This is a genomic window from Pseudoalteromonas sp. ASV78, from assembly GCF_047806705.1.
GTDB classification, from domain to species: domain Bacteria; phylum Pseudomonadota; class Gammaproteobacteria; order Enterobacterales; family Alteromonadaceae; genus Pseudoalteromonas; species Pseudoalteromonas prydzensis_A.
On sequence record NZ_JBLOPA010000001.1, the window covers coordinates 3846449 to 3860854 of the forward strand.

The 14406-nt window shown below is 42.4% G+C and carries 17 protein-coding genes; 4 read left to right on the forward strand and 13 right to left on the reverse strand.

Annotated elements, in window-relative coordinates; all coding sequences use genetic code 11:
• Positions 1-50 precede the first annotated feature (50 nt).
• Complete coding sequence (locus ACMVDV_RS17510; protein ID WP_416158942.1) at positions 51-767, forward strand: SIMPL domain-containing protein; 717 nt, start codon at positions 51-53, stop codon at positions 765-767.
• A 2-nt stretch (positions 768-769) separates the two neighbouring features.
• Here ACMVDV_RS17510 and ACMVDV_RS17515 read toward each other — a convergent pair whose 3' ends face one another.
• From ACMVDV_RS17515 to ACMVDV_RS17550, 8 genes are all read right to left on the reverse strand, one after another.
• Positions 770-1468 (reverse strand): hypothetical protein, encoded by a 699-nt coding sequence (locus ACMVDV_RS17515; RefSeq protein WP_416158943.1) that lies wholly within the window; start codon positions 1466-1468, stop codon positions 770-772.
• Between the two features lie 138 nt (positions 1469-1606).
• Positions 1607-3439 (reverse strand): DUF885 domain-containing protein, encoded by a 1833-nt coding sequence (locus tag ACMVDV_RS17520; protein WP_416158944.1) that lies wholly within the window; start codon positions 3437-3439, stop codon positions 1607-1609.
• Positions 3440-3519: 80 nt separating this feature from the next.
• The gene (gene hemW, locus ACMVDV_RS17525) at positions 3520-4656 is read right to left on the reverse strand and encodes a radical SAM family heme chaperone HemW (protein WP_304182435.1); all 1137 of its coding nucleotides are present in this window, start codon (positions 4654-4656) and stop codon (positions 3520-3522) included.
• Positions 4653-5252, reverse strand: coding sequence for an XTP/dITP diphosphatase (locus ACMVDV_RS17530; RefSeq protein WP_416158945.1), 600 nt, complete (start codon positions 5250-5252; stop codon positions 4653-4655). The genes hemW and ACMVDV_RS17530 overlap by 4 nt, the downstream gene beginning before the upstream one ends.
• Before the next feature lie 3 nt (positions 5253-5255).
• Positions 5256-5699 (reverse strand): DUF4426 domain-containing protein, encoded by a 444-nt coding sequence (locus ACMVDV_RS17535; protein WP_416158946.1) that lies wholly within the window; start codon positions 5697-5699, stop codon positions 5256-5258.
• A 53-nt stretch (positions 5700-5752) separates the two neighbouring features.
• Positions 5753-6286, reverse strand: coding sequence for a YggT family protein (locus ACMVDV_RS17540; protein ID WP_304182439.1), 534 nt, complete (start codon positions 6284-6286; stop codon positions 5753-5755).
• 58 nt (positions 6287-6344) lie between these two features.
• Positions 6345-7166, reverse strand: a complete 822-nt coding sequence (gene proC, locus ACMVDV_RS17545) for a pyrroline-5-carboxylate reductase (protein ID WP_416158947.1) — start codon at positions 7164-7166, stop codon at positions 6345-6347.
• Between the two features lie 15 nt (positions 7167-7181).
• The gene (locus ACMVDV_RS17550) at positions 7182-7895 is read right to left on the reverse strand and encodes a YggS family pyridoxal phosphate-dependent enzyme (protein WP_304182441.1); all 714 of its coding nucleotides are present in this window, start codon (positions 7893-7895) and stop codon (positions 7182-7184) included.
• Positions 7896-7897: 2 nt separating this feature from the next.
• Between ACMVDV_RS17550 and ACMVDV_RS17555 the strand changes: the two genes are divergently transcribed.
• The 3 genes from ACMVDV_RS17555 to ACMVDV_RS17565 are packed head-to-tail and all read left to right on the forward strand — an operon-like array spanning position 7898 to position 11007.
• Entirely contained in the window at positions 7898-8938 is a 1041-nt protein-coding gene (locus ACMVDV_RS17555) for a type IV pilus twitching motility protein PilT (protein WP_145234931.1), read from the forward strand.
• 19 nt (positions 8939-8957) lie between these two features.
• Positions 8958-10088 (forward strand): PilT/PilU family type 4a pilus ATPase, encoded by a 1131-nt coding sequence (locus tag ACMVDV_RS17560; RefSeq protein WP_416158948.1) that lies wholly within the window; start codon positions 8958-8960, stop codon positions 10086-10088.
• A 1-nt stretch (position 10089) separates the two neighbouring features.
• Positions 10090-11007: a hypothetical protein gene (locus tag ACMVDV_RS17565; RefSeq protein WP_416158949.1), complete on the forward strand. Its 918-nt coding sequence runs from the start codon at positions 10090-10092 to the stop codon at positions 11005-11007.
• On the opposite strand, the gene ruvX is transcribed toward ACMVDV_RS17565, so the two are convergent.
• The 5 genes from ruvX to ACMVDV_RS17590 all read right to left on the reverse strand — a co-directional run bounded on the left by ruvX (position 10970) and on the right by ACMVDV_RS17590 (position 14402).
• On the reverse strand, positions 10970-11416 hold the full coding sequence (gene ruvX / locus ACMVDV_RS17570; RefSeq protein ID WP_416158950.1) for a Holliday junction resolvase RuvX: 447 nt from the start codon (positions 11414-11416) through the stop codon (positions 10970-10972). The two genes, ACMVDV_RS17565 and ruvX, sit on opposite strands and share 38 nt — an antisense overlap.
• A 36-nt stretch (positions 11417-11452) precedes the next feature.
• On the reverse strand, positions 11453-12010 hold the full coding sequence (locus ACMVDV_RS17575) for a YqgE/AlgH family protein (RefSeq protein ID WP_416158951.1): 558 nt from the start codon (positions 12008-12010) through the stop codon (positions 11453-11455).
• Between the two features lie 90 nt (positions 12011-12100).
• Positions 12101-13054 carry a glutathione synthase gene (gene gshB, locus ACMVDV_RS17580; RefSeq protein ID WP_416158952.1) on the reverse strand — a complete coding sequence of 318 codons (954 nt, stop codon included), beginning with the start codon at positions 13052-13054 and terminating at the stop codon, positions 12101-12103.
• Positions 13055-13108: 54 nt separating this feature from the next.
• On the reverse strand, positions 13109-13843 hold the full coding sequence (gene rsmE, locus ACMVDV_RS17585) for a 16S rRNA (uracil(1498)-N(3))-methyltransferase (protein WP_416158953.1): 735 nt from the start codon (positions 13841-13843) through the stop codon (positions 13109-13111).
• A gap of 85 nt (positions 13844-13928) precedes the next feature.
• On the reverse strand, positions 13929-14402 hold the full coding sequence (locus ACMVDV_RS17590) for a hypothetical protein (protein WP_416158954.1): 474 nt from the start codon (positions 14400-14402) through the stop codon (positions 13929-13931).
• Positions 14403-14406 lie beyond the last annotated feature (4 nt).

Sequence of the window (14406 nt, forward strand, 5' to 3'; positions counted from 1 at the left end):
TTTTCGAGTATCAAACCAACTTAACATTGATAATTATCAAAGGAAGCAAAATGAATAAGCCAAATGGATATTACCAGTTACTTGGAGCCGCGGTATTAAGCGTTGCTATATTAGGTTGCGGTTGGATTTTAAAATCAGCGGCGCTAGATGTAAAAAATATGGAGCGCACTGTTGAAGTTAAAGGACTTGCCGAGCGCGAAGTTGTTGCCGATACCGTAATTTGGCCTGTGCAATTTAGCGATGCTGATAACAATTTAGAAAAATTAGTCGAACGCGTTGAGCAAAAAAGCTCTGCGGTGGTCGCATTTTTAAAATTGCATGGTTTTGATGAGCAAGAAATAAGCTTGAGCAGACAATCAATCGTTGATAAACAAGCGCGCGAATACGGCGCTGAAAATCAACAATTTCGTTATATTGCCCGCGCAAATATTACCGTGTATTCACAGCAGCCTGATAAAGTGCAAAATGCCTTAACTAAGGTGGGGCAGTTGGCCAAGCAAGGTATTGCCATCGTACAAGATAACTACGAAACCCGCGTTGAGTACATGTTTACTGGCCTTAATGATATCAAGCCAGCAATGGTGCAAGAGGCCACCGAGAAGGCCCGTGAAGTGGCATTAAAATTTGCCAAAGACTCACAGTCAAAACTTGGTAAAATTCGCACCGCAAGACAAGGGCAATTTAGTATCATCGACCGAGATTCAAACACCCCACAAATTAAAAAAGTGCGAGTTGTAACCAGCGTTGAATATTATTTATCTGACTAATATTATTTATGTTGTGCAAGGTAGCGCTCAACTTGCTCTGTTTTACAGCGTAAGTAAGCGCCACTGAGTAATATTTTATAGTCACTAAGCGATTTAGTTGGGCTTGCTTGGCATAACGTGAGTAACGCTTTTAAGAAGGCGGCAGTGTTGATATTGCCCTGAGTTTGTTTAAATTCAACTTCCATTAATGCCAGCAAGGCTGAAAACTCATGTTTTGGTAAGCTATGTGGGGCTGGGTTATTTGCAATGTAACTAGCAACTGGGGTCAGCCCGAGATCATTAACTTGTGCTAATGCTTGCAGCAAGTTTTCGTTACTTTCAAATAGCATCAGTGAACGTACATAATTAAACGGTAATTTAGTCTCACTACACTCGCTAAATAAGCGGTGCAATACATTTTGCTGCTGTTGGTTTTGCTGAGTAAAACCATGATTGAACTTTAGCCCTGGGGTAAAAAAGCTTAATTGATCGGTATTATTTAGCTGACTGATGATGGCTGTTGGTAGCGGGTGTTGAGTTAATATACGGGTGGCGATATTTTGCAGATAAGTATATTTTACACTCATGCGTTGCGCACTGCTGTATAAGTGCTGTAACTGCGTGGCTTGTTGTGTTGCAGATAAACTGGCAAAGCTATCAACAATGGCTTGCAACTGATGCTGCTGCATCTGTTGATTTAGTTGACTGATACATGTATCCATTGTTAATCCTATACGTTGCTTGTATATCAATTGCTTTATCCTAGCGTAAAGCACTTGTTGGTCAAGTGTTTATCTATTTGTCAGACAATAAAAAAGGCCGTAGATACGGCCTTTGTATATGTTATAAAGTAAGGGTGCTTAAGCTGCTAGTTTGCTTGCAACCCATTGATCAACAAAGCTCTCAAGTACGTTTAGTGGCACTGCGCCATTTTTAAGTACGACATCGTGGAATTGGCGAATATCAAACTTGTCACCCAGTTTAACTTTTGCCGCTTCACGAAGCTCTAAAATCTTCAGCATACCTACTTTGTAAGCTGTTGCTTGTGAAGGCATTACAATGTGACGCTCAACCATTTTAACGCCGTCAGACGTCGCGTTTGGTGTGTTATTTACGTAGTAATCAATACCTTGTTGGCGAGTCCACTTCATTTCGTGAATACCTGTATCAACCACTAAGCGACATGCACGCCATAGCTCCATCGATAAACGACCAAAGTCAGAATAAGGGTCTGCGTACATGCCCATTTCTTTTGGTAATAACTCTGAGTACAAGCCCCAACCTTCGATATAGGCTGTGTAGCCACCGAATTTACGGAACTTAGGCACGCCTTCCAGCTCTTGCGAAATAGCTATTTGCATGTGGTGACCTGGAATACCTTCGTGGTAAGCCAGCGCTTCCATTTGATAGGTTGGCATTGCTTCCATATCGTAGAGGTTTGCGTAGTAAATACCAGGGCGTGAACCATCTGGTGCAGGCTGTTGGTAAAACGCTTTACCAGCCGCTTTTTCGCGGAATGCTTCAACACGTTTAACAACCATGTCGGCTTTAGGCTTAACAATGAAGAGCTCATCTAAGTGTGATTTCATGGTGTTGATAAGCGCTGTGGCTTCGTCAAGGTATTGCTGCTTGCCTGCTTCAGTATTAGGTAAGTAAAATTGCTTATCGGTTTTCATAAACTGCATAAAGGCTTTTAAATCGCCTTTAAAGCCAACTTTTTCTTTGATTTGGCGCATTTCATCATGAATACGTGATACTTCAGCTAAACCGATAGTGTGGATTTCTTTCGCTGTTAAATCAGTGGTAGTAGTGCGCGCTAACGCATTATTATAAAACGCTTCGCCGTCAGGGAACTTCCACGCCCCATCGCGATCATCAGCACGTTTTTCCAGCTGTGCTAAGTAATTAATTAACTTAGAATAAGATGGCTTAACCGCCGCTTTGAGGGCTTTTTCCGCGTCTGTAATTAGCGCGTCTTTATCAGCTTGAGCAATTTCAAGTGCAGTTACTTTGCGTTTAAAGTCGGCAAGTAAGGTTGAATCATCACCTTGTTCAAATGGCGCACCGTGAATGATATTTTTGCTTGAATCAATCACATGTGGGAATACAAATCTAGGGGCGATAATGCCTTTATCGGCACGTACTTCTAAATCGGTGATCAGTTGATCAATTACCGTGGTTACACCATTCAAACGTGAGATGTACGCTTTGGCATCGGCCACATCAGAAATTTGGTGCTGATTGATTAAAAATGCTGGGATCATCGAGTGAGTACCAAACATTTGGTTTACCGGGTAGTTGTGGTAACGCCATTTAAAGTCTGCAATGCTTTCTTCAAGATCTTGTTTTTTTAAGTCATAGCTAACTTTTGTGGTGTCATCTAGCAAGTCACGATTAATTGCGTTTAATGCCACTAAATCATCTTTTGTTTGTTGATGATCTTTTAGTACGCGTGCTTCGCTGCCGTCATCCCATTTGTCGTAGTCTTGTTTGATACCCATGTATGTTTGATAAACCGGGCTGCTCATCACATCACGGTTAAAGGTATCTTCGAAAAATGCATTGGCTTTGTCTATTTCACTTTGCACTGGCTGTGTTTGTACAACGGCTGTGCTTGATTGCTCAGGTGTTTGCTGGCAACCACCTAACAGTGCAATACTCACTGCGGCGGCGATAAAGGTAAGTTTACGCATGTTTTCCCTTTTGTTGTTAGAAACCATTAAAGGTTATTAATTATTATTAAAATGAGTCATTACCAATGCTTGACTGGCAATTACACAAATAACTCTAGCAGATCATTTAAAAAACGATGACCTTTTTGGCTTACCTGCCAATGACTATCCGTTTGCTCAAGCAAACCTTTAGCCACTGCTTGTTGTAGTGCGTCAGCTTGGCTTTGCAGCGGTAATTGAGTTAACGCTGTGAAGTCACTAATTGGGCAGGCTTCAAATAACCGTAAGCGATTCATAAAGAATTCAAACGGTAAGTCGTGCTGTGCAACTGGCCACTGTTTAAATAAATAGGGCTTAGCTAAATCCATATAACCGCGAGGATGTTTTACTTTCTCAGTGCGGGTAATGATGCCAGTTTTAGCATCGGTTACCTTACCATGGGCACCACAACCAATGCCTAAATAATCGCCAAAGCGCCAATAATTCAAGTTATGTTGGCACTGAAAGCCCGGTTTTGCATAGCCGGAAATTTCATATTGCTGATAACCTGCCTCAGCAAGTAAGGCTTGGCCTTGCTCTTGAATATCCCATAAGGTGTCATCGGCCGGTAACGTTGGCGGTTTCGAGGCAAATTGGGTATTGGCCTCAATCGTTAATTGATACCACGAAATATGCGGTGGATTAAGGGCGATGACTTTTTTCAAGTCGCTCAGCGCATCAATAACAGATTGCCCCGGTAAGCCGTGCATTAAATCAAGGTTAAAGCTGTTTAAACCCGCTTCATGGGCTTGCTCGGCGGCATATATAGCTTCATCGGCGCCGTGAATACGCCCCAGCGCTTTGAGCTTATCGTCTTGCATGCTTTGCACGCCAATCGAAATACGATTAATGCCAGCTGCCACATAGTCTTTAAAGCGGCCTGTTTCCACGGTGCCGGGGTTGGCTTCTAAGGTGATCTCGCAGTTTTCACTTAGACCAATTAATGAATCCACCGCCGTTAATAAATTAACGTAGGCCTCACCAGTTAATAAGCTAGGTGTACCGCCACCGATAAAGATTGAATGAATTTTACGTCCTTGTACTAAGTGCAGATCGGTTTTTAAATCATCAATTAAATGCTGTACATATTCTTTTTCAGGGATCTCACCTTTTTGACCATGACTATTAAAATCACAATATGGGCACTTTTGCACGCACCAAGGCACGTGCACGTATAAACTTAATGGTGGTAAATTCACAGGCCGCCTTTAAGCTTAAGCTCTGACAGTAACTGTTGTAATGCCTGACCACGATGGCTAACGGCATTTTTTTGCTGTTTAGTCAGTTGCGCACTGGTGCATTCAAGTTCTGGCACATAAAAAACCGGATCATAACCAAAGCCACCTTGACCATCTTGGCTTTGCGTAATTTGCCCTTCCCAACTAGCACTGCAAATCAGTGGGGTTGGGTCATCGGCGTGACGCATTAATACCAGCACACACCAAAACCGCGCACTGCGGTTTGGGTTGTCAGCAAGTTCGCTTAGTAGTTTATCAATATTATCTTGATCGCTAGCGCCTTCGCCTGCAAAACGTGCTGAGTAAACACCCGGTGCGCCGTTTAATCCATCTACCTCTAAACCTGAGTCATCGGCTATGGCTGGTAGGCCAGTAATTTTTGCAGCATGGCGGGCTTTAATAATGGCATTTTCAACAAAGGTGCTGCCAGTTTCGGCTACGTCAGGCACGTTAAAGCCGCTTTGCGGCACTACGTTGATTGCAAGCTGGCTTAGCATCTGCGCTAACTCGTTGACTTTGCCTTGGTTACCGGAGGCTAAAACTAAGGTTTTTTTCATGGTTTAATCTACGTAAAATTTTTGCTGGAATTGCAGCTTTTGAAATTGCTTACCTTGCTGTATTTCAACTTCAAAGCGCAGGATTTCTTCGTTAGTAAAATCAACTTGCGCAAGGTAGTAAATTGAGTCGCCTTCAATCACTTCTTTAAACTCTAAGGTTTGCTTATTACCCAGCAAATTCCTAGCTGTACCTTTAAGGATGGCGGTTTGCGCTGTCGCATCAGCATCGGCTTGCAGAATTGAAATATTCACAATACCCTTATAACCACTGCGTTCTAGGCCATAGGTTTTGGCAATTTGTGGTTGAATAAAGGTTGACGGAAATGCAATGTAATGTACGTGCCATGGGCCGAGTTCTTTGTATTGTGCACCTTGCATTTGTTCACTGTGAGCACTAAAAGTAATGCCTGCTAATGCAAAGAATAAAATACTGACTATTTGTTTCATAGGAAGCTCTTAAGTAAGAGGCCTAATAATAGGCCTCGGTGAGAATAATGTGATTAACGAATTAAATCCATAAACAAAAATTGGGCAAATTGCAGTGCAATAATTAACACTAAAATTGATAAATCTAAGCCACCTAGCGGAGGTAATACTTTACGAATAGGTTTAAGCATTGGCTCTGTTAGTTGCTGAAAAACTGCTTCGATCGGATTGTTGCCTTGGCTTACCCAGCTTAATAACGCGCGAATAACTAACACCCAAAACAGCAAGTTTAAGCCTTCTTTAATCACAGTTACTAACGCATTTAAAAGTACAAAGCCAAGCTCCCATGTCGCACCGACTAACAAGATCAGCGCGGTAATTTTTGCAACGGCGACAATGAACGCCAGTAATAATGAGGCTAAGTCTAGGCCACCGAAACCTGGAATAATTTTACGCAGTGGGTTAACAGCAAATGAAGTGGCTTTGACCACAAACTGACTCAACGGATTGTAAAAATCAGCCTTGGCGGCTTGTAGCCAAAAGCGCATTAATACGACCATTAAAAATAGATCGAATAATGTGCTTATTAAAAATTGCATGGCGTTCATAACGTACCTTAATTAAAAAACCGTAAACATAAATAGGGCTAAAAGCTTAGCAATGCTTTTAAAGTTCTTGTTCCATTTGCTCAGCACGTGCAATACAGGCATCCATCGCATCGGCTACGGTGGCTGTTAAGCCTTGTGCTTTTAAATGCTCAACCGCTGCGTGAGTAGTGCCGCCTTTAGAAGTCACGTTAGCACGCAATTGTGAAATACTAATTTCAGGCTGCGATACTGCCATTTCAGCTGCGCCTAGTGCGGTTTGTTGTACTAAACGGCGCGCGTCTGCATCACTAAAGCCCAGTGCTTTGGCTTTTTCTTCTATGGCTTCCATAAATAAGAAAAAGTAAGCCGGTGATGAACCCGTTACAGCAATAACATCGTTAATTTGTGACTCTTGCTCAACCCACACCGCAATACCTGTACATTCAAATACTTGTTGCACAAATTCGTGTTCTTGCTCGGTTTCGCCGGCACCAAATAAACCTGATACACCGCGCCCTAATAGAGACGGGGTATTTGGCATACAACGCACCATTTTAACGTCTTGACCGAGCATTTCACGTAATCGCTTAACCGTTAAGCCTGCGGCAACAGAAATAAATAGCTTATCGCTAAAGTCGATACCCGAATCTTGAAATGATTGGCATAAATCACCCATCATTTGCGGCTTTACAGACAACACAATAACATCGGCATCGCGCAGTGCTGCGTTGTTATCTGCGGTGGTTTTAACCCCGAAATCTGCTGCTACCTTAGCGAGTTTTTCTTGGTTACGATTTGTTGCAATAATATTCGATGCAGCAAATCCTTTTTTTACCATGCCGCCAATAATGGCGTAGCTCATATTACCTGTGCCTATGAATGCGATTGTTTTATCTGACATATCTTAGTTATCACCTTAGCTTCGTTGGCCAAAAATATCCGTGCCGATGCGTACCATGGTTGAGCCTGCTGCAATCGCAGCCTCTACATCGCCACTCATCCCCATCGACAAGGTGTCTATTTGAGGATATTGGGCTTTAAGTCTATCAAAGCAAGCCCGTAATTGCTCAAAATATTGTATTTGTTGTTGTTGAACATCGGTTTTGGCTGGGATGGCCATCACGCCACGTAATTCTAAATTCGGACAATGCTGAATAAATTCAGCTAGGCTTGCAAGTTTATCGGGATGGCAGCCTGATTTTGAGTCCTCTAAGCTGATATTTACTTGGATCAGTACTTTTAACGGGGCTTTATCTGCGGGTCTTTGCTCGTTTAAGCGTTTGGCAATTTTTTCACGTTCGATACTCTGCACCCAATCAAAATGTTCAGCCACTGCCGCCGTTTTATTTGATTGAATTGGGCCAATGAAATGCCAAACGATATCGCTATAATTTGCTAGTTGGGTTATTTTATCAACAGCTTCTTGAACGTATGACTCACCAAATTCTCGGTGACCTTGTTGATAAGCCGCTAGAATGAAATCAGCAGGTTTGGTTTTTGATACTGCCAACAAGCAGACATCGTGTTCATTACGATGATGTTTTTTTGCCGCTAGGGCAATTCTAGCATAGGCGGACTTAAGTCGTTCTGCTATTGTAACCATATAATTATCAGTTAGTTGTGGAGTCATAAATGGATATTACCGAATTATTGGCCTTTAGTGTGCAGCACAAAGCATCCGATTTACACTTATCATCAGGGGTTGCGCCAATGATCCGTGTTGATGGTGATGTGCGACGTATTAATATACCAGCGCTGGAAAACAAAGATGTGAACAGCCTAGTTTACGATATTATGAACGATAATCAACGCAAGGACTATGAACAAAACCTTGAAGTGGATTTTTCGTTTGAAGTGCCAAACTTAGCACGTTTTCGTGTTAATGCCTTTAACTCAAATCGAGGCCCCGCAGCTGTCTTTCGTACCATTCCCAGTGAAGTGCTGACGCTTGATGATTTAGGTGCGCCGGATATCTTTAAAACTATCTCAGATACGCCGCGTGGTTTAGTGTTGGTAACAGGACCAACGGGCTCTGGTAAATCGACCACCTTGGCTGCGATGGTGGATCATATAAACCAACACAAACATCATCATATTTTAACCATCGAAGATCCCATCGAGTTTGTGCACGACAATAAACTATCACTAATTAACCAGCGAGAAGTGCATCGCGATACACATAGTTTTTCGAATGCGCTGCGCAGTGCTTTACGTGAAGACCCTGATGTTATTTTGGTTGGTGAGTTGCGTGATTTAGAAACCATTCGCCTTGCTATGACCGCCGCTGAAACCGGTCATTTAGTATTTGGTACACTGCATACTACGTCAGCGCCAAAAACCATTGACCGTATTATCGATGTGTTTCCTGGTGAAGAAAAAAGTATGATCCGCTCAATGCTTTCAGAGTCGTTACGTGCGGTTATTTCACAAACTTTATTGAAAAAAATTGGTGGCGGGCGAGTCGCAGCCCATGAAATTATGATTGCAGTGCCTGCGATCCGTAACCTGATCCGCGAAGATAAAATTGCGCAAATGTATTCGTCGATTCAAACTGGCGCATCGCATGGTATGCAAACCATGGATCAGTGTTTAATCAATTTAGTGAATCACGGTGTTGTTACCAATGCTGAAGCGCGTGCTAAAGCACAAGATAAAAATAATTTCGGCGGCTAGGCCCGAGTAAGGAGCAGTAATGACACATTCTCTTGATTACTTTTTACATTTGATGATTGAAAAGCAAGGTTCGGATTTATTCGTATCGAGCCAATTGCCAGTCAGCGCAAAGATTAATGGCGAGCTAATTGCACTTGGCGACGAAAAAATATCAGACGAAGAGTCGCTGCAATTAGTTGAATCAGCGATGAGTGAAAAACAACAAGCAGAGTTTCATAATACTAAAGAGTGCAACTTTGCCATAGCTACCGATGAAGGGCGCTTTAGGATCTCGGCATTTTGGCAACGAGATTGCGCGGGTATGGTTATTCGCCGTATTGTTACGCAAATTCCTGAGGTTGCTGAGCTTGGTCTACCGTCGACATTGACTGATGTGATCATGGCTAAACGTGGTTTAGTGCTGTTTGTTGGTGGTACTGGCACCGGTAAATCAACCTCATTGGCGGCATTATTAGGTTACCGTAATCGTAATCAACGTGGGCATATCTTGACCATTGAAGACCCGATTGAATTTGTTCATGAACATCGCAAAAGTATTATTACTCAGCGTGAAGTTGGTCTTGATACCGAAAGTTTTGAGGCGGCGTTAAAAAGCTCCTTACGCCAAGCCCCCGATGTCATTTTAATTGGTGAAATACGTTCGCAAGAGACCATGGAATACGCACTTAGTTTTGCTGAAACTGGTCATTTATGTGTTGCTACATTACATGCCAATAACGCTAACCAAGCCATTGACCGTATTATGCATTTAGTGCCTAAAGAAAAGCACGATAAGTTAAAATATGATCTATCTTTAAACTTACGGGCAATTATAGCGCAGCAGCTAGTGCCGACTGCAGATGGTAATGGTCGAGTAGCTGCTATCGAAATTTTATTGAATACCCCAATTGTCGGTGAGCTTATCAAAAAAGGTGATATTGGCGGTATTAAAGAGGCGATGGCCAAAGCCAAAGATATGGGCATGCAAACCTTTGATCAGGCATTGTTTGAATTGTATAAGCAGCAAAAAATTAACTATGCTGATGCATTACACCATGCTGATTCACCAAACGATTTACGGTTGATGATCAAACTTAGAAATAACGAACAGCAAGGGGCTGGTTTTTTACAGGGAGTAACCATTGACGGGTTAGAACCAAAAGGTCAGTAGTATGAATAAGTGCATAAAATGGTTACTGGTCACGGTTGTGATATGGCTTGTTGGTGCACCAGTTTATGCCATGGCGATACAGACAGAGCAATCCATCGGCATTTTTATTCGGGATGATGTGTATCATGACTACACGCGTTTTTTAGCGGGTAGACAGCCACAAGACATCACTGATTTTAGTGGCCAGTTTATTCGCCGTGATGTAGTCGATATGATCATCGCCCAACAAGCCTTGCATTTAGGAGGCTTTGATAAAACTTTTAATTATCAAGTTGGTAAAATTAACTTTCGCAATACCAAACTGTTAGAGCAAGGTGGGTTACTGATAAGTTTTGATACTTACTGGTACGAAGACGCTAAATCATTAGCTAGTAAAATACATATCAGCGATGCGGTGATCCGTAAAGGTGAGTATTTTGCGGGAATTTTTGCATCGCCTAAAAATAAAAAAGTATTTAAGCTACATACCTTATCTGATTTTAATCAGCTAACCAGTGTTTCTACACCGCGTTGGCGAACTGACTGGAAAACCTTATCGCAATTACCATTAAAAGAGTTAGTTGCCGAAGATGAATGGCTCAGTCAAGTGCGCATGGTATCGATGCAATGGATTGATTTTATGTTAATGCCATTGATGCCACAGATGGATAACCAATATGTACTGGAAGATATTGTTTTACAAGCGATACCTAATATACTGATATTGTTAGATGATAGTCGTCACTTTGTGATATCAAAACGCCATCCCGATGGCGCTCAGGCTTTTCAAGCATTGCAAAAAGGCTTAAAAATACTACGACAACAAGGCGCGATAGAAAAAGCTTATCGCCAAGCTGGATTTATTCCTGACTTGAGTGAGCAGCTTATTATTAACCTACCAGTTACCCGTAAGCTTGCTCAAAGAAGCTTTCTAAAATAATAACAGCCGACATATTATCCACATTACCTTTGTCTAAGCTACGGTAACCGCCTTGCTCAAATAATCGTGCTTTGGCATCTGCGGTGGTTAAACGTTCGTCTTGGGTCTCTACAGGTAGCCCGTAGTGATTATGTAAACGGTTGGCAAACTTTTTAGCTTTAAAGGTGACTTCTTGGTTGGTGCCATCCATATTAAGCGGTAAACCGACGACGAGTAAATCAGGTTGCCACTCATCGACATGCTTTTTAATAAAATCCCAATTTGGTATGCCATCTTTGGCTTTGATCGCAGTGAGACTTGATGCGGTACCCGTTAACTCTTGGCCGATAGCAACACCAATGCTGGTGGTGCCAAAATCAAAGCCCATCACGGTACGCTCACCTTTGGGCTTTAGTTGTTTTTTAGTCATGCTAGCTCTGTGCTTTAAAATTGTGCTTGACCACGCTTATGCGTGGCCAGCCTCTGAACTTAATTGGCTAATATCAAATCCGAGTGTCGCGACTGCTTTTTCCCAGCGCTGCTCAATCGGTGTGTTAAAAATAATATCGGGATCGGCTTTTATAATTAGCCAAGCGTTTTCAAGTAGCTCTTGTTCGAGTTGGCCTTGCTCCCAACCAGAATAACCGAGCGTAATAATAAACTGCTCTGGCGCTTGAGCGGTGGTTAAACTTGCCAACACATCTTTGGATGTAGTGATCATAATTTCGCTGCTGAGTTCTTGGCTTGCGCTATAACCTGCTTTTGGCGAATGCAGTACAAAACCACGATCGGTTTTTACAGGTCCTCCAGCAAATACCGCAACACTTGCAGCTTGGGTGGATTTGTCGTTATCAATCTCTATTTTGTCGAGCAAGTCGCCGACAGTAATATTGATCGGCTGATTGATCACCAGCCCCATAGCCCCGTCTTCATTGTGCTCACAAATATACGCGACAGCACGTTTAAAAAAAGGGTCTTGCATTGATGGCATTGCGATTAAAAAATGATTTTCTAATGATTGCATAACGATACCCCTTTATTATTTAACTTAAATTTCGGAAAATAAATTTATCTCAAGCAGTTATTTAGTCAATTTTAGTATGGCATAGTTTAGTTAACTACGGCCTAGTTTTCTTTCTATGGCATCAAATAAGCGCCCGGTAATTGAAATATCATAGGCGGCTTCAATTTCTTTCACGCAGGTTGGTGCTGTTACGTTAATTTCTGTTAATTTATCACCAATAATATCCAGACCAACAAAAATCAGCCCTTTGGCTTTTAATGTCGGTGCCACGGCTTCGGCAATGCGACGGTCTGAGTCACTGATTGGACGTGCTTCGCCACGGCCACCTACGGCTAAATTACCGCGTGTTTCACCATTTTGCGGGATACGCGCTAGGCAATATGGGATCACTTCACCATCTACCACCAATACGCGCTTATCGCCTTGTTTGATCTCAGGGATATAATTTTGTGCCATGGCAAAACGGCTACCGTGTTCGGTGAGGGTTTCGCAAATAACGCCGATGTTGGCATCATCTTCTCTAACCCGGAAAATAGAGGCGCCACCCATGCCATCTAAAGGTTTTAGAATGATGTCTTTATGTTCGGTTAAAAACGCACGAATTTGGTGTTTGCAACGAGTTACTAAAGTATCAGGGGTATGTTCACTAAACCATGCTGTGAATAACTTTTCGTTGGCATCACGCAAGCTCTGTGGCTTATTAATAATAAGCGTACCTTCAAGTTCGGCGCGTTCTAAAATGTAGGTTGCGTAAATGTATTCAGTATCAAATGGCGGATCTTTACGCATTAAGATAACATCTAAATCAGCAAGTGCGATGGTGGTTTTTTCTTCAAGCTCATACCAATGGTGCTCATCGTCGAACACGGTTGCTTTGGCGGCTGTGGCATACGCTTTACCTTTACGTAATGAAAGATCGTTCATTTCCATATAGTAAATTTCATAGCCACGGCTTTGGGCTTGCATCATCATTGCAAAACCGGTGTCTTTTTTGATGTTAAATCCGCTGATCGGATCTGAAATTATACCTAACTTAATTGCCATGTTCGTTGCCTTACTGAATATATTGCTATTGATATGAGGGTGGTTTAGCTATTTTCAATTAGCTAAATCGCCAAATTGTAGCTGTAATGCACTTAACACCGTCAAAGCGGCCGTTTCTGTGCGTAGTACGCGTGGCCCAATACGAATATCAACAAACGCTTGCTGTTTGGTTTGGGCAATTTCATCATCGGTAAAGCCACCTTCAGGACCGACTAAAAAGCGCACGCCAGCACTTGGCACCTTGATTGTTTTGATGCTATGCTCGGCGCGAGGGTGTAGGGTGAGTTTAATTTCATCACTCTTTTGCGCAAGCCATTGGCTAAGATCGATCGGTGGGTGAATGGTGGTGATGCTATTGCGGCCTGATTGCTCGGCAGCAGCAATGGCTATTTTTTGCCATTGTAGGTGTTTTTTGGCAAGTCGCTCAGGGCTTAATTTAACCCCACAACGCTGGCTAAAAATAGGCGTGATTTCAGTGATCCCTAATTCAACCGACTTTTGAATGGTAAAGTCCATTTTATCGCCGCGAGAAATACCTTGCCCTAAGTGGATGCTAAGTGGTGATTCAACATCTTTGTCATCAAATTTAAGCGGCATTGCCACCACTGATTTTTTACCAACTTCAATGAGTTCGCAAAGGTATTCGCCACCTTGACCATTAAACAATGAAATATGCTCACCGACTTTCATCCGTAATACACGACCAATATGGCCTGCGGCATCATCGTCTAACTGCAGTGGGGTCGCAATTACAATGGAACTTGCTTGATATATATGAGGAACTCGCATGCTGACCTTCAACAAAAATAGCTAATGGTGTTATGGTATGTAAGTCATCTCGTTGGTGCAAATACTTATTACCAGCGCTGCGTAATTAGTTATTGAGCTTTTCGCATAATGCGTCTAAATCTTGCGGGGTTTCGGCTATTTCAGTTTGACATGATAAGTGGTTGTTTTGCGCCATATCGGCTACGGGCTCAAACAGGTATCCATCTTCTGCTTCTTTAATTAAAAATCGTACAGAATGTAACGAGTTGAATATAAAGCGTTGTTTATCATCAGCTAACAAATAGTCCGTTTGATTGAACAGCACGCCAGCAATATCATGGTGTTCATGTAAGTAGCTTGCCAGTTCTGACACGCTAATTTCATTGCTAAAGTCGCAGTAGCAATAATCTTTGATTAACTCATCAAACATTAACTTCACCAACTGACGGGTATTCGTACCTGCTACGACTAGGGTACTGGGGCTGGTTCCGTGTGGCCGAGCAAAGTAGTGCTCAGTAAATTGCCGACTGAATTCACTGTCGTTGTCGATCAGTAGATAGTTATTTACTTCAAACGGCATAAGG